This is a genomic window from Paenarthrobacter aurescens, from assembly GCF_025421775.1.
Classification (GTDB): domain Bacteria; phylum Actinomycetota; class Actinomycetes; order Actinomycetales; family Micrococcaceae; genus Arthrobacter; species Arthrobacter aurescens_B.
In genome coordinates this window covers 173,876-192,417 of sequence record NZ_JAOEFX010000009.1, presented here as the reverse complement: position 1 = coordinate 192,417, position 18,542 = coordinate 173,876, and the positions used below count along the sequence as shown (strand labels likewise).

The following is an 18,542-nucleotide window of genomic DNA, read 5'->3' as shown; positions in this document are numbered from 1 at the left end:
TAGTGTTGGAGACGTGAAAGATGAGAGGCGCAAGGAGCTGGGGCTATACCTCAGGACGCGCCGCACCCAGGCCCTGCGCTCGGACTACGGGCTGCCCCCGGTAGGCCGATCACGCGAGCGGGGGCTGCGTCGGGAAGAGATCGCCTTCCTGTCCGGCGTGAGCGTCACTTGGTACACCTGGCTGGAGCAAGGCCGGGACATCAGTCCCTCGCGGCAGGTCCTCGAATCCATAGCGCGGGCGCTGCATCTCTCGGATACCGGGTTGAGCTACGTGCTTTCCCTGGGCGGCTATTCCTCCGCTCCACCGAAGGGCCCGGTGGCCGCCGATGCGCCGGCCCACGTCCAACGCCTGCTGGATGCCCTGGACCCCAACCCTTCCTACGCACTATCCCCGGACTGGGGCATCGCAGGTTGGAATCGCGCGTACGAGGCGCTGTACCCCAACATCGCGACGTTCGATGCCTCGGACAGGAACCTGCTGTGGCTCGTTTTCACCGATCCCTACATTCGTGACCTGCTCCCGGACTGGGACGTCACGAGCAAACGCTTTTTGGCTGAGTTCAGGGCCGAGACCGGCCAACGCTTGGGTGATCCGGATGTGGAGTACCAGGTGGAACGGCTCAAAGCAGCCAGCCCGGAGTTCCAAGAGAGCTGGGACCGGTACGACATCCTGGGATTCGAATCCCGCGAGCGGCAGTTCCACCACCCCGCAGTTGGCGTTCTCCACATGGAGCATCACCAAGTCTCCCCATCGGACCGGCCGGACCTCCACATCGTGGTCTACACCCCGGCACCCGGGAGTGACGCCGGAGCACAGATGCGGCGGCTGTTGGGGATCTGAAGCACGGTGCCGGGCACCAGGTTCAGCTGAGCTCCTGCTTATCCAGGACGAAGTGCGCAGGTGTCGACGCGACGCCGTTTGCCTGGACCACAACGTAGTGCTGCCCTGGGTAATAGGAGCGGGTTGTTATGGGGCGGAACGAGTGTGTTTTTGTGACAGTGACGGTCTCGCCGGGTGGAATGCGGCGGGACGTGAGCTTGAAGGTTTTTGCACTGACCGTGCCGTTGGAACGCTGAAACCCGATGGAATAGTCAATGGCTGCATTGGCGGGCTGGGGGCCTTCGTTGACTACCTCGGCCGAAAATTCCACGGTTCCGTCCCATGCGACTGCCGTGTGGAGGATGTGAGGCTCCCTGACCACCAGCCGGCCACCCGTGTAGCCCAGGAGGGCGAGCGCATCCGGATTGCCTTGTTTAACCAGGGTCCTGAGTCCATGCCGTATCACCTTGGGTGTGGTGTCATCAGGTTTGCCTGACCAACGGCGCGCTGTAGCCAGCACCAGCTGCGGATCGATCCGGCTCAGGTCGTTGAGATGGTTCGCTGCGGAGCGCCGGACGTATTCTGTGGGATCTTGGTAGGTGGCATCAAGGATCTCCTGCGTCGCCGCTGGGTGGGCCACCAGCCACGGTACTCGTTTAGCCCATGGCAGGTAGGCGCGGGAGCCCTCGCTCGCAAGACGGCGGACGTGTTCGTCGTTGTGATTCGTCCAGGCTTGCATGGTCGCGATTGCTCGTTCCGGCCGGGCAGCTATGAGGTCGCGGATGGCGAACTCTGCCGTGAGCCTCCCAGTGAGGCGGGACAGGACTGTGAGCGCAGCGTCAAAGTCGGTGAGTGAGCCCGATTGAAGTGCCCTACCGGTCACCACTTCGGTGGCCGGCCAGACCATCCAACCCGTAAACCGATGGTCATCGAGAGCATCGAGCATGATCCTCTGAACATCGGAGGATCCTGCCGGTAAGTCCTGGAGGAGGGCGTCCCTCACGAGATCCACCCGCTGGCGGAGTCGTTGCCCGTCGAGGTCACCATGTGAGCGCTCCAGTGTGGGCAGCTCAATGCCGGGACCGGCGCCCATGAGTATGGAGCTCAGCTCGGTCACCACCTTGGAATTGATCAGCTCGTCCATGGCGCCCATGTATTTCCTCCTTCGCCGGTGTTGTCATCGTAGGCGATGGGAGAGACACGGAAAGCGGGCACGCAAAAGCCGCCCACCGCCGTCGTACTTCTGTTAACAGGGCACGACGGCGGCAGGCGGCTTTGGCGCGAAACGTCAGTCAGACGGGCAGCTGGCTGGCCAGCCGCGGCGCTTCCGGCGCCGGCAAGCCTTCACCGGTCTGGCCGTAGAGCCAGTCGTTGTACTGGAAATCGTTGTCCTTGCGGCTCTTGAAGAGCAGGTTTCGCAGCGTCCGGGCCAGTCCGGAGACGTGCCAGGATTCGCCCCACACACGTGCGGTGCGCTGCACGCGGGCAGTGCGGGCTGCGCGGACGGTATTGAACGCGACAATTGCCTCATCCCACGCTGCCGGGTTGACGCCGTCGGCCGTGAAGACCGTGCCGGTGCTGACGTCCTGCAGCACCGCGGCGTCTTCGAGTGCCTGGCAGGCGCCCTGGGCGAGGTACTGCAGCATGGGGTGGGCGGCGTCGCCCATCAGGACCATGCGGCCGGCAACCCAGTTCTCAATCGGGTCGCGGTCGTACATGGGCCAGCGGATGCCCGTACCGAGGTTCGCGAGGGCTGCCTGCACGGCGGGAACGCAGTCCTTGTAGGCGGCGTGGAGCTCGTCCACTCCCCCATACTGCTCTTCACCGCGCTCAAATGACGGCGATTTGAAGACGGCCACGGTGTTCAGCAGTTCGCCCTTGCGCAGCGGGTACTGCACCAAGTGGCAGTCGGGGCCGAGGTAGACCACCACGTCCTCGAGGTCGGTTGCCGGGGTTTCAGGAGTAACGGGGACGGTGCCGCGGTACGCGACGTAGGCGGAGGAGACAGGCTCATCTGTTGCCACGAGGGGACGCAGGGTGGACTTGAGACCGTCGGCTCCGATGACTAAATCCGCTTCATAGTCCACGCCGGCTGCAGCGTGCACTACGCCTCGGCCGTCCACGGTTTCCGAGCTCTCAACCATGACGTCGTTGACCAGCTTCACGCCCGCAGCTTCACATCCTTCCAACAGCACGCGGTGCAGGTCGCTGCGATGGATCACCACGTACGGGGCGCCGTAGCGTTCCTCAAACTCCCCGCCAAGCGACTGGCGCGTGAGCTCTTCCCCGGTGGTCGCGTCGCGGAACACCAGATGCTTGGGCTGCACGCCGACCTCAAGCGCCTTCTCCAGTAAGCCCCAACGCTTCAGGACACGGGAGGCGTTCGGAGCCATCTGCAGGCCGGCTCCCACCTCACCGAATTCGGGCGCGCGTTCCACCAGGGTGACGTTGGCGCCGTTTTCCCGGAGGGCCAATGCGCCGGCCAGCCCGGCCATCCCTCCTCCCACAACCAGGACATCGGTGGACGTGGTGTATTCAGACATTGCTTGCTCCTTGGGAGATGGTGGTTTTGATTTTGAGTCCGACGGCGGCCAAGAGGACCGCTGCGATGGCGGCGGCACCGGCGAACGCGAGGAAGTTGGAGTTGACGCCCAGCCCGGCCGCCAGCAGGAGCCCACCCACCTGCGGTGCGACGACTGCGCCGATGCGGCCGGTGCCGAGCGCCCAGCCAAGTGCGGTCCCCCGCAAGTGATCGGGATAGTGGCTGGCGACGGCGGCGATGATGAGGCACTGCGTGCCGTGCGTTCCGACGCCGGCCAGCACCAGGGCGAGGTACACCACCGTCACCGGCGGGCTGGCCAAGAGGACCGCAAGGCCGACGGCGGCGACGGCGGCTGCCGCTATCGCCGTCGGAATTGGGCCGAACCGTGTGCCCGCCCACGCGGTAATGACAGAACCGGCAACGGCGCCGAGATTCAGGGCGAGGGCGAAGGTCAGTGCCGATCCCAGGTTGTACCCGGCCAATTGCATCAGGTTGGGCAGCCAGGTACCCAGTCCATACCAAGCGAACAGCGTGGCGATGGTGGCGAGGGCGAACAGGACGCTGATGCCCAGGTAGGGCGCGCGGAGCAGGGAGCCGAAGCCTGCAGACTTCCTGGCCGGGTCCTCGGAGGTCCCGCCCCTGACCGGGCCGCCCTTGGCAGATGCCGGCGTCAGGGTCTCCGGGATGTACTTGAGTCCGAGCGGCACCACGATGACCAGTGCCAGTACGGCCACCAGGAACATGGCCTCCCACCCGAAGGCGGGAATCAGCGGGATACCCACCAGCGCCGCAATGGACCCACCAATGGGGACACCGGACATCATGAGCGTGGCAATGGTGGACCGCCACTTGGTGGGAACCAGCTCCGCGACCAATGCGTTCGCCGAAGGCACCAAACCGCCGAGTCCGATGCCGGCGAGCAGCCGCAGAGCACCGAACACGGCCGCGTTGGGAGCGAACGCACAGAGGATGGTGAAGACCGAAAAGAGGATCGCGCAACCGAGGATGGTTTTGCGCCGCCCCCAGGAATCGGCCATGCGACCGGCAAAAATGGCTCCGATCATCATGCCGAGGAACGCCATGGAGCCAATGGTCCCTGCGGTTGCCTTGGTGAGGCCCCATCCTGTGTCGGAAATCAGGGAGGACTGGACGGTGCCGTAAACAATGAGGTCGTATCCGTCGAAGACCACCAGCAGCCAGCACACCAGGACGGCGAGTGCCGAACCCTTGGAGAACCGTGGCCCAGTGCCGGCAGCGCTGACGGTTGACCCTTGCGACGCTGCAGCGGGAAGTGTGTGATTCATCCCACCACTGTCCGGTGTTAACGAAGTAAAGGACCATACAATTCTGTTGTGCAGAACAAACAGGGGTCCCCGTCAAATCGAAAGCCGATGCAGAAGCGGCCCACCTATTCCATCGACGCCGTGGACAACGCACTGCAGCTCCTCCAGCTGCTCCGTGACGGCGGCGCCCTACGCCTTAAGGACGCAGCGGCGGAGTTGGGCGTTGCCCCGTCAACGGCCCACCGTCTCCTCGCGATGCTGGTCTACCGCGGCTTCGCAGTCCAGGACGAAAACCGCCACTACGTTCCGGGCCCCGCCATGGGGGTGGGGCCGGCCGGACTGAGCTGGACCCGGCAGCTGCGGGACCTCGCGCAGCCTCACATGGAGCTCCTGTCCTCGCGGCTCGATGAGACCGTAAACCTGATGGTCCGCGTCGGCACCAAGGTCCGCTTCCTCAGCACTGTGGAAGGCGGCAACGTCCTGAGGATCGGAGACCGCCAAGGTACCGTGATGCCTGCCGACAAGACTTCCGGCGGCAAGGTGATGTTGGCCGAACTGGACCCGGCCATGATCGAACAACTGTTCCGGAGCCAGAACGCCGAAATCGGTGGCGACACCATCCCCGATAGCGAGTATCCGGCCTTCCTGCGCGAACTCGACAGCATCCGGGCGAACGGTTTCGCGGCCAACTTCGAGGGCACGGAGGAAGGCGTCAGTGCCCTGGGCATGTCGCTCCACAACCGGCACGGCCAGGTTGTTGGTGCGCTCAGCGTCGCCACGCCTGCCACACGTTTCCGCAAAGTGTTCGACGCCGGATTGGTCGCCGCCCTGCGCGAAACCTGCCGGCAGCTGGAAATCGACATCGCAGCGAACCCTGCTGATGCGGACTGAGCAGCGCAGCACGATAAACAGCCTCCACCCACGCGTTGCGAGGCCCGCTCTGCCCGAAAAGAACCCCGCGAAGTGTGCAGTGCAGGCCTCGCAAGGCAGGAACCAATTCTGCACAACAGAATGTTCTCGGGATCACGCGCGGCCATCCGTAGGGTCGAACTACGCCAAAACTGTTCGAACCTATCGAGGAGGCCTACGTGTCCATCAGCGCCGAGAACACGACTCATGAATCTGTGGCCGCCAGCCACGCCTTGCCGGAGCCCACTCCGGAAGAAGCTGCGCAGTTGGAGCAGTTGTATAAGGACTTCGCTGCCGGGAACATGATTCCTTTGTGGACTGAGATCGGTGATTTGATGCCGATGGTCCCCACCCCTAAGGCTGTCCCGCATGTGTGGCGCTGGAATGATTTGTATCCTCTGGCTGCCCGCGCCGGTGATCTGGTTCCGGTGGGCCGGGGTGGCGAGCGGCGGGCCATAGCCCTCGCGAACCCCGGCCTTGCTGGCACCCCTTACGCGACCCCGACGTTGTGGGCAGCGATCCAGTACCTGGGCCCGCACGAGGTAGCTCCGGAGCACCGTCACTCCCAGAACGCGTTCCGTTTCGTGGTCGAGGGCGAAGGCGTCTGGACCGTGGTGAACGGGGACCCAGTGGCGATGCGCCGTGGCGATTTCCTGCTCACCCCGGGCTGGAACTTCCACGGCCACCACAACGACACCGACCAGCCAATGGCCTGGATCGACGGCCTCGACATCCCGTTCGTGCACTATGCCGATGCCGGGTTCTTCGAGTTCGGCACAGAACGCGTCACCGACGAAGCCACCCCGGACATCTCCCGCTCCGAGCGGCTTTGGGCACACCCGGGCCTCCGCCCCCTCTCCGGTCTCGATGACACCACCAACTCCCCCATCGCCGCGTACCGCTGGGAGCACACCGACGCAGCCCTCCGCGAACAGCTCCTGTTGGAGGACGAGGGCCACCCGGCCACAGTGTCCCAGGGCCATGCCGCCGTCCGGTACTCGAACCCGACCACGGGCGGGGACGTCATGCCCACCATCCGGGCCGAGTTCCACCGCCTCCGCGCCGGTGCCGCCACCGAGCCGTTGCGTGAGGTCGGTTCCAGTGTCTGGCAGGTCTTCGAGGGCACCGGCACCGTGGTGTTGAACGGTGAAACCAAGCAGCTGGCCAAGGGCGACCTGTTCGTGGTCCCGTCCTGGCAGGAATGGTCCCTCCACGCGGATGCGGAACAGCCGGGGTTTGATCTGTTCCGTTTCAGTGACGCCCCCATCTTCGAACGACTGAACTTCAACCGCAGCTACACCGAAGGACGCAAGTAAATGAGACTCCTTACTCTCCGCACCGCCCATGCGGGACAAACAGTAACCAAGGCCGTCCGCCAGGACGGCGACACCCTCACCGAGATCCCCGGGTTCGCCGATGTCGGCGCGCTGCTCGCCGACCCCGCCTGGGAAACCACAGCGAAGGCGGCCAGCGGCGCAACGCACGCGCTCGACGGCGCCGACCTCGCCGCCGTCGTGCCCGCACCGGGGAAGATCATCTGCGTGGGCCACAACTACCGCAACCACATCAAGGAAATGGGCCGGGACATCCCCGAGCACCCCACCCTGTTCGCGAAGTACAAGGAATCGCTGATCGGCCCGAATGATGACCTGGCGTTGCCGCAGGAATCGGACACCGTGGACTGGGAAGCCGAACTCGCCGTGATCATCGGCAAGAAAGGCCGCCGCATCGCCGAAGCCGACGCCGCCGACCACATCGCCGGATACGCGGTCCTGAACGACGTCAGCATGCGGGACTACCAGTTCCGCACCATCCAGTGGCTCCAAGGCAAAACCTGGGAGAACTCCACCCCATTCGGCCCGGCCCTGGTCACCAAAGACGAATTCACCGCCGGCCCGCTCATGACCTCCGCCGTGGACGGCGAAATCCAGCAGTCCACACCCACCGGCGACCTCGTCTTCACCCCCGAATTCCTGGTCTCCTACATCTCCACCATCATCACGCTGAACCCTGGTGACGTGATCGCCACCGGCACCCCCGGCGGCGTCGGCCACGCCCAGGACCCCAAAAGGTACCTGCAGGAAGGCCAACTCCTGGTCACCACCATCGAGGGCCTCGGCCAGCTGAACAACCGCGTGGTCAAGGAAGCCTGATGGCAGCCCGCCACGATCTCTCCACCGATCCGCGCCTGCAGGAAGAACTCCTGCAGGCGCGGCGGGGCACCGCGTTCTTCGCCCGCAAACTCAACGAACTCACCGATGCAGAGCTCGACGGCGGCACCCGCCTTCCGGACTGGACCCGCCGCCATGTCGTGGCACACGTGGGCTACAACGCCCGTGCAATCGCGCGACTGGTCGAATGGGCTGCCACCGGCGTCGAAACGCCCATGTATCCCTCCCCCGAGGCGCGGAACCACGAAATCAACTTCGGCGCGACCCTCTCCCCCATCGCGCTCCGGAACCTGTTCGACCACTCCGCGGTGCACCTGTCCGTGGAATGGCGCGACCTGCCCGACGCGAACTGGGCGAACGAGGTCCGCACCGCCCAAGGCAGGACAGTCCCGGCGTCCGAAACCGTGTGGATGCGCACCCGCGAAGTATGGATCCACGCCATTGACCTGGACAACGGAGCCACCTTCAACGACATCCCAGCCCCGGTCCTCGAACGACTGCTCAAAGACATCACCGGCGCCTGGAAAACCCGCGGCACAGACACCGGGCTCCTCATCAAGGTCAACGACACTGCCGGGAACGGCGCCGACCTCACGTTCGGCGACACGAGTGCCACGGACCCGACGGTCATCACCGGCCCCCTTCCCGCCGTCGTCGAATGGGCCACAGGCCGCGGTACCGCCAGCGTCACCACAGCCGGACCCAAGACCAACACCACAACACCCCCGGCACCCAAATGGATCTAGCAGTACATCGAGCCGGACCCCCATGGCGCAGCGGGTCCCATAGGCGCACTATGGGGGGATGAACGCCCACTATGCGGATGGATCGGCGCAGGGCGGTTCCGGTAGCTTCGGGGCTGGCCTGCACCCGTGGAGCCGTTACGTGGCTTTGGGTGACTCATTCACCGAAGGTTTAGGCGATCCCGAGGCGCGGAGCCCCGGCGGCCTCCGCGGCTGGGCTGACAGGGTTGCGGAAGAGCTGAGCACCGGGCACGGGGATTTCGCCTACGCCAACCTCGCAATCAGCGGACTGTTGCTGCATCAGATCCTGGACGAGCAGGTAGGCCCGGCGCTGGAGCTTAAGCCGGATCTGATCACCCTCAACGCCGGCGGCAATGACCTGCTCTTCCACAGGAGCGACCCCGACAAACTCGCGCTTGAGTTGGACGCCGGCGTGGAGACCCTTGCCTCCACCGGCGCAACCATCCTGCTTTTTACCGGTCCGGACTGGGGAGCTACCCCGGTATTTGGCCTGGCTCGCGGCAAGGTGGCCATCTACAACGAGAACATCCGGGTAGTGGCCGCCCGCCATGACGCCGTTGTGGCCGACCTATGGGCGCTGCGCCAGCTCACGGATCCCCGGATGTGGGATCCGGACCGGCTTCATTTCTCCCCGCTGGGCCAGCACACCATCGCCATGATGGTCCTCGATACGCTCAACGTCCCGCATTCCTTGGAACCGCTGGCCCCAAAGCCCCTGCCTGAGCGCAGCTGGCGCGAGGCGCGGGCCGGTGACATCGTCTGGGCCCGTCAGCATTTCTTCCCGTGGGTGGTGCGTCGCCTGACGCAGCGGAATGCCGACGAGGAACGACACCCCAAGCGACCAGAGCCTGGTCCGGTGTTCGGAGCAGCAATGCCACCCGGGAGCTACGTCGGGAACGATCCCAGGAACATCGCGGACACCTAGCCTGCAGGCTGGGCTTCGGTTTGCGCCCGGATGCTCCACGCTGACCAGTCCAGCGGGTGGACTGAGGGCCGTCCCAAGAGGTATCCCTGGGCTGCGGTGATCTTAAGCGCGCTGACTTCCCGGAGTTCTTCCGTGGTTTCAATGCCTACGGCAATGACTTCCGCGCCGATCTCCCTGGCCAGCTCAACGATCGCCCTGGCCCGGATCCTTTGCCCCTCGCTGGCCTCGATGCCCTCAATCAGGTGGCGGTCCAGTTTGATGATGTCGGGGCGCAGCTGTTCCACCCTTTCCAGGGAGACCAAAGCCGCTCCGGATGCGCTGATGGCCAACCGCAGCCCCAGTGAGCGCAACGGCCCCAGTCCATCGTTGCCGGTTTGGCCTCCCACGTCCGCGAGGCTGCCGGTAAGTTCAACGATGATCCTTTCCGGGGCGAGGGACGCCGCGGCCAGCAGGTTCCGAACCCTCGGGTCACTGGAGGTAGCGGGGGTGAGGTTCAGCGCAACAGACATATTGCCGGGAACATCGTGCGCGGCCGTCAACGCGCAGTGCAGGGCAGCAATCTCCAGCTCCGTCCCCAAACCTGCAGCCGCAGCCTCGTTGAACCAGACATCGGCGCCGGCGCCATCTTCACCGACGAACCTTGTCAGCGCTTCCACGCCCACCACTTCACCGCTGGGCAACGCATGAACGGGTTGGAAGGCCGTCAGCAGCAGCTTGTCCGCGAGGATCCCTTGGATGCCTTCGCGGACTTCGTGACTGACAGGAACCGACACGGTCCGGGCTGCGTCCACCGACTCAAGGTGCACACTGGCGGACCCAATCTGAACCGGGACGGCGGACGCCGCTGAAGTCTCCTTGCGCGTTTCCAGCAAGTGCTCCAGCAACGCACCCGCGGGATCATCGGGATTGGCTTCCACCAACTCGCGGAGCTTGATTCTGGCGCTTTCGCTCCGCGGCTCGGAATCAGCAAGGATGGACTCGATGATGTCCTTCACCTGCTCGCGCATTGTGGCGTCAGCAGGCTGTGCCGCGCCAGCGCCATTCGGGCGCGCGGAGTCCGCCCCGCCATCCGCTGAGAGAGAGCCCTCTTCATGAGCCATCGGCTATTCCTTTATGTGTATCCCCCGCTGGCTGCGCCAGACAACTACCCGACCGACCCAATCTGTGGGCCCTGTCACGAATGATACCGAAGAACGCTGCGCCTTAGTCACCAAGGGCACTTTAGGGTGAACGAGACCGTGTCGCTTAACCGCCGGCCCTGACATGCTTGTGGGGTGACATCCATTTCAACGGAAGCACCCCGCACTGCGCTCAGCTGGAAACTATTGCCGGCGGCGCTGCTTTCGCTGTCCGGCGTGCCCCTCTTTGCACTGGGCAACGAGCTGCTGGGCTACGGCCTGCTGCTCGCGAGTGTAGTCACTGCCGCTTTCATCGACCATCGGCTGATGCGTCACCTCGCATTGGTAGCTGCGGGCATGTTCATCTTCAGCCAGGTCCCCCTTAACGCCGACCTCAGCACAGAGCACATGGCCCTCATGGGCGGCGCCCTCGCACTGGCCGTTCTGGTGCCGTGGCTGGTATCGCGGTTCGTGTACCGCGAAGACATCATCAAGTTCCCGGTAAACACCGGCCGCACGTGGCCGTTGGCTGCGAAGCTGTACCTGATAGGCGTCGTAGCACTGGGCTACTTCATTTTGCCGGTGTACCTGATCAGCACCGGCGTGTACCAGAACTGGCCCGATGCCTCCGACCCCGACATCTTCTGGCGGCTCTTCCTGGGCGTCAACGCCGTGGGAATCTGGGACGAACTGTTCTTCATCTGCACCACCTTCACGCTGCTGCGCCAGCACTTCCCGGACTGGTTGGCCAACCTCCTGCAAGCGGTGGTTTTCTCGTCATTCCTGTGGGAGATCGGCTACCAAGCGTGGGGGCCGCTCCTGACCTTCCCGTTCGCACTGCTGCAGGGTTACACCTTCAAGCTGACCAAGTCGTTCACGTACGTGGTGTCAGTGCACTTGCTCTTCGACTTCGTGCTGTTCCTCGCCTTGGTCCACGCGCACAACCGGGATTGGCTGCCGATCTTCCTTTACTGAGAGGCTATGTCCCCGCCCATGCCTCTTCGGCCACCTCGATTTCCTGTGCCATGTCATCCAGGAATCGCTTCACAGTTCTACGTTCCTTGGGCGTCAGTCGGGCCGCAGCCAGAAAACGCTTGGCCTGCTGCCGTCCCACCGTACGCATCGCGGCGTCGTGCGTTGCGGGCGTGATGGCGATGGCAAGCGCGCGGCGGTCGGAGGGGTGGGCGTGTCGCGTGACGTGGCCCGCGCGTTCCAGCCGATCAAGCAGCTTGGTGGTTGACGCCGTCGAAATGTGAAGCTGGGCGGCTATTGCGCCAGGGGTGGCAATCACGCCATGGTTGGCGCAGATGATCAGGTAATGCAGTGCGCGCATGTCTGATTGGTTGAGTTTCATGTACCGCAGTGAGGCGTCGGAGAGTCGCTGTTCGGCCTCTCGCAGTCTTCCCAGTGCAGCCATGAGGTCACTGATCTGCTCAACATCAGATTCGGACAGACCTGAGCGATCCACCAGCTCGTGGTTCGGATCGTTGGCGTCCAAATGGTAAATCCCGGAGGAAGCCGGGGTCCCGGCTTCTTCAGGAATCTCTTCTGGACTGGACATGTTGAGTATGTTACACCTAACTTCCTACATGGTAGCCTTTCTTCTAGCTTGTCTAGCAATATCCGGATTTAGATGAGAGCACAGGCTTTGGAGGAAGGCGCACGATGAACGCGACAGAGATGGTTGTCCTCCTTGACGACGCCGGAACACCCATCGGGGAAGCCCCCAAAGCTGCGGTGCACACGCTTGACACGCCACTCCACCTCGCTTTCTCCTGCTACCTGCTCAACGACGCCGGGGAGGTTCTCCTGACCCGCCGATCACCCGAGAAGAAGACCTGGCCAAGCGTGTGGACCAACAGTTTCTGCGGTCATCCCGGGCCGGGTGAAGAGTTCGAGGACGCCATCATGCGGCGTGCCCAATTCGAGCTCGGGGTAGACGCCAACCGGATCCACCTGGTCCTCCCGCACTTCAGGTACAGGGCTGTGGACCCCACGGGAATTGTCGAGAACGAAATTTGCCCCGTATATGTGGCACAAATAAGTGGCGCCCTGAAGCCGAATCCCGCCGAAGTAGCTGACTGGGCCTGGATATCACCGGCGCTCCTGGCAGATGCGCTGGAACACACACCTTCCGCATTCAGCCCATGGCTGGGGTTGCAATTCCCGCAACTGCTTGACGTCGGGGCGCTGCCCCTCCAAGCCGGAGCCGGAGCATGACCATCACCTCCAGCACCGTCCGCAGCCGCACTGATCTCTGCACCGCCATCGAAAACGAGCTGGGTGGACTCATAGGCAAGAGAGCCAGCGTCGCCACCGCGTACGGCCCAAACTTCGCCAGGCTATGGACCCTCGCGGGCCAGAACGTCCTCGGCGGCAAGTTCGTTCGCCCTTTGCTGCTCATGGAAACGTACGATGCCTTGCGGCCGGCGCGTTCACGCCACCGCGAAACCGCCATCAGCATCGCCGCCGCCATCGAACTCCTCCACTACTCCTTCCTGCTGCATGATGACGTGATCGACGGCGACCTCGTCCGCCGCGGCCACCCCAATCTGATCGGGTCCCTCCTCGCGGAAGCCGGAGATCTCCCCAGGCCTGATGGCGGCCTCCACTGGGCACAAACCGGCGGGATCCTGATGGGCGACATGCTTCTTGCCGCAACGCACCAAGCCTTCGCCCGCGCCGATCTTCCCCACGAACTGCGGCTGCGACTCCTGGATCTCCTGGAACACACCATCAACGAGACCGTGGCCGGCGAACAATTGGATGTTGGCTTGGGCGACGGCATTATTGCCCCGGATCTCGAGACCATCCTGGTGATGTGCGGCTACAAAACCGCCACGTACACGTTTGAGCTTCCTCTCCGTGCGGCTGCAGCGCTTGCCGGCGCCGATTTCGCCGTCGAAACCGCGCTGGCCACTGCAGGCCGGCACCTGGGGTTGGCCTTCCAACTCCAGGACGACCTCCTGTCCACGTTCGGGGATCCTCGCCGCCACGGCAAGGATGCTTTTTCGGACCTCCGCGAGGGCAAGGAAACGGCCATCATCGCCCATGCCCGGTTGACCACCTCCTGGCAGGACATAGAGCCCTTTTTCGGCAAGCCCGAGCTCAACGGCCCGGCGGGCGAGTACGTACGTCAAAAACTGAGCGACTGCGGGGCGGAGACTTTCGTCCAAGGGCTCATCGAGGAACAAATGCAGGCGTTCAACAGCCTGCTGACAAGCACTATCCCGCCGGGCGCACGCAATGTCCTGCTCGACCTTGCGGGACAACTGGAGGGACGGCAATCATGAGCGTCGCTACTGATACCTCTTTCACCCATTTCACCCGCACGGCGGAGCGTGCCGCCAACCAGGTCATCGCCGCCTACTCCACGTCGTTTGGACTGGCGTGCAGGCTGCTGGGTTCCAGGCACCGCCAGCATGTTCGCAACATCTACGCTTTGGTGCGCGTGGCTGACGAACTCGTGGACGGCGTTACTGCGGAAGCCGGCCTCAGCTACCAGGAGCAGTGCGACGCCTTGACGCACTTCATCGATGAGACCCACCTCGCCGTCAAACTCGGCTACAGCAGCGACCTCATCATCCACGCCTTCGCCCAGACAGCCCGTGCGGCGGGAATCGATGATTCACTCATCGACCCCTTCTTCGCCTCCATGCGGACGGACCTCGGCGAGCGCAGTGCCGCGTCAGTGGTCGAGCAACAACCTGCTCCCCTGCGCTTCGACTCCCAGGCGCACGAAGGCTACGTGCACGGTTCCGCCGAAGTTGTCGGGCTGATGTGCCTGCGCGTCTTTATCCGGGACGAGAACATCGACGACGGCGACACCGCGGCTTTGCACTACGGCGCCAGCAGGTTGGGTGCAGCGTTCCAGAACATCAACTTCCTCAGGGATCTTGCGGACGACACCACCCGGTTGGGCCGCAGTTACCTCGGCACATCCGACCACCTTGAGGACCGCGACCGCTTGGAATGGGTCAGCACCATCCGGGCACAACTGGCCGACGCCAACGCTGTCATTCCCCTGTTGCCGCGTGACGCCCGGGCCGCGGTCCGCAGCGCGCTGGCCCTGTTCGCTGCCCTGACGGACAAGATCGAACAGACCACTGTGGACGAGCTCTACCTCCACCGGGTCCGTGTTCCGGATGCGGTCAAAGCAGGGCTGGCTGCCCGCGCAGTGGCTTCCACCTGGATGGAGCTGCACCGATGACCCGGACCGTAGTGATCGGCGGCGGCATTGCTGGGCTTGCCACCGCCGCGCTCCTCGCCCACGAAGGGCACGAGGTCCAGCTCCTTGAGCAACGCGATCGGGTGGGCGGACGCGCAGGCAGCCTTGAGCGGGACGGCTTCCGCTGGGACACCGGCCCCTCTTGGTTCCTCATGCCCGGCGTGTTCGACCATTACTTCAATCTGCTGGGAACCAGCACTGCCGAACAATTGGACCTCCGCACGCTCAGTCCCGCATACCGCATCTTCAGCGAGCCAAACCACGACGGCGCGAGGCCGGATCCGCTGACCGTTCCGTTGGGCAGCGATCAGGTTTTGGACACCTTCGAACGTGTCGAGCCCGGCAGCGCCAAGGAACTCACCGCGTACCTTGCTTCGGCGCGGCACACCACGGAGATGGCTGAACGGTTCTTCCTCTATAACCCGTTCACCAAGGTGCAGGCGCTGCTTCATCCGGAGGTGGTGCGGAGCCTGCCCAAGCTTGCACAGCTCCTCCTCACTCCGCTCGACAAGTATGTCTCTCAGCGTTTCCAACACCCCGTGCTCCGACAGGTGTTGGGATATCCGGCGGTCTTTCTTGGCACCAACCCTTCCGCTGCGCCCGCGATGTACCACTTGATGAGCGCTTTGGACCTCGGCGACGGCGTGCAGTATCCGATGGGCGGATTCTGGGAGCTCGTGGGTCGCCTCGAAGCACTGGCTGTTGACGCCGGTGTACGGATCCACACAGGCGCGGAGGCCCTCAAGATCACCACCCGCGAAGCAACCCGGACCAAGAAGCTTGGCCGCTTTGATGGCGTGAAGCTCCCGGGCCCCCTTTCCGGGAAGGACAGCCGCGAAGTCACAGGGGTAAAGTGGCGCGACAACTCCGGTGCGGAACACTACAGCGTGGCTGATCTGGTGGTCTCCGGCGCCGACCTCCACCACACCGAAACGCAGCTCCTCGGCGTCAGGGACCGCAGCTACAACAACAAATACTGGCAAAGCCGCACCAGCGGACCGGGGGCAGTCCTGGTGATGTTGGGCGTGAAGGGCAAGCTTCCGGAATTGCCCCACCATTCTTTGTTCTTCACCCGGGATTGGGAGGCAAACTTCGCCTCGATCTTCGGTGAAGAACCGGGCATCCCTGACCCTGCGTCGATCTACGTCTGCAAGCCCAGCGCTACCGATGCGGGAGTCGCTCCGCAGGAGCATGAGAATCTCTTTGTTCTTGTTCCTGTCCCTGCCGACCCTTCATTGGGAGCGGGTGGAGCCGACGGCGCCGGGGACGCCCTGATCGAGCGGGCTGCCGACGCCGCCATCGACCAGATCGCCCAGTGGGCCGGCATCCCGGACCTCCGGGAGCGGGTCGTCGTCCGGCATACCGTTGGCCCGGCGGACTTCGCGAGGGACTACAACTCCTGGCGCGGCGGCATGCTTGGACCTGCACACACCCTCCGGCAAAGCGCCATGTTCCGTGCCCAGAACGCCTCGAAGCGTGTTCGCGGCCTCTACTACGCCGGCGCCACCACGGCACCTGGCGTGGGAGTGCCCATGTGCCTCATCAGTGCAGAGCTGGTCCTGAAGCGGATCCGCGGCGACCACAGCCCAGGCCCCCTCACCACGAGGCCCGTAGCCAGCAGGATTGGCTGATGGGTGTTCTCTACTTGGTGTCGTTGCTGCTGGGCATCATCTGCATGCTCCTGCTCGACCACCGCTTCCGTTTGTTCTTCTGGCGCGACCCTAAAGCAGCGGCGATCGTCACCGCCGTCGGGGTCCTGTTCCTTCTCGCCTGGGACCTGGCCGGGATCGGTTTGGGGATCTTCCTCCGGGGTGAAGGCACCATCGCAACGGGCCTGCTGATTGCCCCGGAGTTGCCCATCGAGGAACCCGTGTTCCTGCTTTTCCTGGTGCTGTGCACCATGGTCCTCTACACGGGCGCCCGCCGGCTGCTTGACCGGATCCCATCGAGGCAAGCCGAGCGGGAGCGGGAAAACGCATGACGTATCTGTGGCTCGCCCTCGCCTTTATCGCCGCGGCAGTCATCGCGGGCGTGATCTTCGCACGGCGAGGAGGCAACGCCGGTGAGCACGGCAAGCACTGGAAAGCAGTAGGCCTCGCCTTTGCCGCACTGGCCGTCCTGACAGCTGTTTTCGACTCCGTCATGATCGGCATGGAACTCTTCCACTACGACGCCTCGCACATTCTTGGCCTCAAAATCGGCCTGGCGCCCGTTGAGGATTTCGCATACCCGCTGGCGGGCGTCGTTGCCCTCCCCGGGCTGTGGATATGGCTGACGCGCAAGCGCCAGGGTTACGGTTCCCGCGACGGGGAACCCAGCCTCAAGGGACTCCTCCCGCAGGCCTTGCTCGCATCCCGCCCGGTCAGTTGGATCAATACCGCGTATCCGTTTGCTGCGGCCATGATCCTGACCACCCGTGAGATCGATTGGGTCCTGATCGTGGGCACGTTCTACTTCCTGATCCCCTACAACTTGGCCATGTACGGCATCAACGACGTCTTCGATTACGAGTCCGATCTTAAGAACCCGCGCAAGGGCGGCATCGAGGGTGCCCTCCTCCAGCCGAGGCTGCACCGACCCATGTTGTGGCTCGCGGCGATCACCAACGTGCCGTTCCTTCTGGTCCTCGCCTTCACGGGTGGACCCGCGGTGTGGATCAGCCTGACCGTGAGTGCCTTCGCGGTGGCGGCCTACTCCGTGGCCGGGCTCCGTTTCAAGGAACGCCCGGTCCTGGACTCGCTGACGTCCAGTACGCACTTCGTAAGCCCCGCCGTCGTCGGGTTGGCGTTGGCCGGCGCCGACGTGACCCCTGGTCTCCTCATACTGCTCGTCGCGTTCTTCCTTTGGGGCATGGCCGCGCACGCCTTCGGAGCGGTCCAGGACATCGAACCCGACCGCCAGGCGTGCATCGGCTCCATAGCAACAGTCATCGGTGCCCGCCGGACGGTGAGGCTCGCCGTCGTGCTGTGGCTGGTTGCGGGCCTCGCGATGCTGGCTACGCCGTGGCCCGGGCCGCTGGCGGCGATCATCGCCGTCCCGTACATCGCGAACTGCGCGCCCTATTGGAACGTGACGGATTCGACGGCGGCGCGCACCAACGTGGCATGGCGCCGGTTCATCTGGCTCAACTACGGATCAGGATTCCTGGTGACACTGATCCTGATCCTGCAGTGGAGCATCACCTCATGACGGGATGGGTTTCCCAGCGTCTTCAGGAGCATCAGGCTCTTCGTCGATCGTGTCCAGGGCCTCACGCATGTGCTGGAGGAAATCCACCACGATCTGCGACTCGTCCGGGCTCAACGCGCAGGCAGCATCCAGCATCCGCCGGTGCATTCCGCCCAGCGTGTGCCGCACTTCCTGGTCCGACCCCGGCGTTGCCTTCAGGATCAGCGCACGACGATCCGTGGGATGCGGTTCGCGGCGGATGTGGCCGGACTCCACCAAACGGTCAATCAGCGTGGTCATGGACGCCGACGTTATGCCCAGCTTGTCGCCCAGGTCCTTCGGCTTCATCACCTTGCCCTCGGCCTCGGCTTCGAACAAATACCGCAGGGCCAAAAGGTCCTTCTCACCCATCCCCATGGACGATCGGGTCCGGCGGCGCATCGCCTGCTCGGAGGCACGGTAGTCCCGCAGCGCGTTCAAGACGTCAATGGCAATCGCCTTCTGCCCTGGATCTTTCCCGTACCAATAGCCCTTTGCGTGGCCTTCCGAGTCCATCCGTTGTTCCTTCGATAAACGTAAAGCTTGATTCACTAGCATTTTGATACTAAGTCACC

Annotated in this window: 19 protein-coding genes; 13 read left to right on the top strand and 6 right to left on the bottom strand. The window is 64.0% G+C overall.

Translation table 11 applies throughout. The features are described from left to right. Positions 1–13: 13 nt before the first annotated feature. A complete protein-coding gene (locus tag N7568_RS18805; RefSeq protein WP_261611298.1) occupies positions 14–841 on the top strand; it encodes a helix-turn-helix transcriptional regulator in 828 nt (275 codons plus the stop codon). A gap of 22 nt (positions 842–863) precedes the next feature. On the opposite strand, the gene N7568_RS18800 is transcribed toward N7568_RS18805, so the two are convergent. The 3 genes from N7568_RS18800 to N7568_RS18790 all read right to left on the bottom strand — a co-directional run bounded on the left by N7568_RS18800 (position 864) and on the right by N7568_RS18790 (position 4,666). Then, positions 864–1,973: a DNA alkylation repair protein gene (locus N7568_RS18800; protein WP_261611297.1), complete on the bottom strand. Its 1,110-nt coding sequence runs from the start codon at positions 1,971–1,973 to the stop codon at positions 864–866. Between the two features lie 139 nt (positions 1,974–2,112). Then, positions 2,113–3,363 (bottom strand): FAD-dependent oxidoreductase, encoded by a 1,251-nt coding sequence (locus N7568_RS18795; RefSeq protein ID WP_261611296.1) that lies wholly within the window; start codon positions 3,361–3,363, stop codon positions 2,113–2,115. Next, entirely contained in the window at positions 3,356–4,666 is a 1,311-nt protein-coding gene (locus N7568_RS18790) for an MFS transporter (RefSeq protein ID WP_261611295.1), read from the bottom strand. The genes N7568_RS18795 and N7568_RS18790 overlap by 8 nt, the downstream gene beginning before the upstream one ends. Positions 4,667–4,753: 87 nt before the next feature. Here N7568_RS18790 and N7568_RS18785 point away from each other — a divergent pair, with 87 nt between their 5' ends. From N7568_RS18785 to N7568_RS18765, 5 genes are all read left to right on the top strand, one after another. Beyond that, the gene (locus tag N7568_RS18785; RefSeq protein WP_261611294.1) at positions 4,754–5,536 is read left to right on the top strand and encodes an IclR family transcriptional regulator; all 783 of its coding nucleotides are present in this window, start codon (positions 4,754–4,756) and stop codon (positions 5,534–5,536) included. Positions 5,537–5,733: 197 nt separating this feature from the next. Further along, a complete protein-coding gene (locus N7568_RS18780) occupies positions 5,734–6,870 on the top strand; it encodes a cupin domain-containing protein (protein WP_261611293.1) in 1,137 nt (378 codons plus the stop codon). Further along, a complete protein-coding gene (locus N7568_RS18775) occupies positions 6,871–7,707 on the top strand; it encodes a fumarylacetoacetate hydrolase family protein (RefSeq protein WP_261611292.1) in 837 nt (278 codons plus the stop codon). Further along, positions 7,707–8,471 carry a maleylpyruvate isomerase family mycothiol-dependent enzyme gene (locus tag N7568_RS18770; RefSeq protein WP_261611291.1) on the top strand — a complete coding sequence of 255 codons (765 nt, stop codon included), beginning with the start codon at positions 7,707–7,709 and terminating at the stop codon, positions 8,469–8,471. The genes N7568_RS18775 and N7568_RS18770 overlap by 1 nt, the downstream gene beginning before the upstream one ends. Before the next feature lie 58 nt (positions 8,472–8,529). Beyond that, the gene (locus N7568_RS18765) at positions 8,530–9,414 is read left to right on the top strand and encodes an SGNH/GDSL hydrolase family protein (protein WP_261611290.1); all 885 of its coding nucleotides are present in this window, start codon (positions 8,530–8,532) and stop codon (positions 9,412–9,414) included. On the opposite strand, the gene N7568_RS18760 is transcribed toward N7568_RS18765, so the two are convergent. Further along, complete coding sequence (locus N7568_RS18760; protein WP_261611289.1) at positions 9,411–10,514, bottom strand: EAL domain-containing protein; 1,104 nt, start codon at positions 10,512–10,514, stop codon at positions 9,411–9,413. The genes N7568_RS18765 and N7568_RS18760 overlap by 4 nt on opposite strands. A gap of 174 nt (positions 10,515–10,688) precedes the next feature. Between N7568_RS18760 and N7568_RS18755 the strand changes: the two genes are divergently transcribed. Further along, positions 10,689–11,507 carry a CPBP family intramembrane glutamic endopeptidase gene (locus tag N7568_RS18755; RefSeq protein ID WP_261611288.1) on the top strand — a complete coding sequence of 273 codons (819 nt, stop codon included), beginning with the start codon at positions 10,689–10,691 and terminating at the stop codon, positions 11,505–11,507. Positions 11,508–11,511: 4 nt separating this feature from the next. On the opposite strand, the gene N7568_RS18750 is transcribed toward N7568_RS18755, so the two are convergent. Beyond that, complete coding sequence (locus tag N7568_RS18750; protein WP_261611287.1) at positions 11,512–12,093, bottom strand: MarR family winged helix-turn-helix transcriptional regulator; 582 nt, start codon at positions 12,091–12,093, stop codon at positions 11,512–11,514. Between the two features lie 104 nt (positions 12,094–12,197). Here N7568_RS18750 and idi point away from each other — a divergent pair, with 104 nt between their 5' ends. From idi to N7568_RS18720, 6 genes are read left to right on the top strand one after another with little or no spacing between them, the layout of a single operon-like run. Next, entirely contained in the window at positions 12,198–12,752 is a 555-nt protein-coding gene (gene idi / locus N7568_RS18745) for an isopentenyl-diphosphate Delta-isomerase (RefSeq protein WP_261611286.1), read from the top strand. Then, positions 12,749–13,825, top strand: coding sequence for a polyprenyl synthetase family protein (locus N7568_RS18740; RefSeq protein ID WP_261611285.1), 1,077 nt, complete (start codon positions 12,749–12,751; stop codon positions 13,823–13,825). The genes idi and N7568_RS18740 overlap by 4 nt, the downstream gene beginning before the upstream one ends. Continuing rightward, the gene (locus N7568_RS18735) at positions 13,822–14,742 is read left to right on the top strand and encodes a phytoene/squalene synthase family protein (RefSeq protein ID WP_261611284.1); all 921 of its coding nucleotides are present in this window, start codon (positions 13,822–13,824) and stop codon (positions 14,740–14,742) included. Before N7568_RS18740 ends, N7568_RS18735 begins: the two co-directional genes overlap by 4 nt. Beyond that, positions 14,739–16,391, top strand: coding sequence for a phytoene desaturase family protein (gene crtI, locus N7568_RS18730; protein ID WP_261611283.1), 1,653 nt, complete (start codon positions 14,739–14,741; stop codon positions 16,389–16,391). Before N7568_RS18735 ends, crtI begins: the two co-directional genes overlap by 4 nt. Further along, positions 16,391–16,741, top strand: coding sequence for a lycopene cyclase domain-containing protein (locus N7568_RS18725; protein ID WP_261611282.1), 351 nt, complete (start codon positions 16,391–16,393; stop codon positions 16,739–16,741). Before crtI ends, N7568_RS18725 begins: the two co-directional genes overlap by 1 nt. Further along, positions 16,738–17,949 (top strand): prenyltransferase, encoded by a 1,212-nt coding sequence (locus N7568_RS18720; protein WP_261611281.1) that lies wholly within the window; start codon positions 16,738–16,740, stop codon positions 17,947–17,949. Before N7568_RS18725 ends, N7568_RS18720 begins: the two co-directional genes overlap by 4 nt. Here N7568_RS18720 and N7568_RS18715 read toward each other — a convergent pair. Further along, positions 17,944–18,483, bottom strand: a complete 540-nt coding sequence (locus N7568_RS18715) for a MarR family winged helix-turn-helix transcriptional regulator (protein WP_261611280.1) — start codon at positions 18,481–18,483, stop codon at positions 17,944–17,946. The genes N7568_RS18720 and N7568_RS18715 overlap by 6 nt on opposite strands. Between the last annotated feature and the right edge of the window lie 59 nt (positions 18,484–18,542).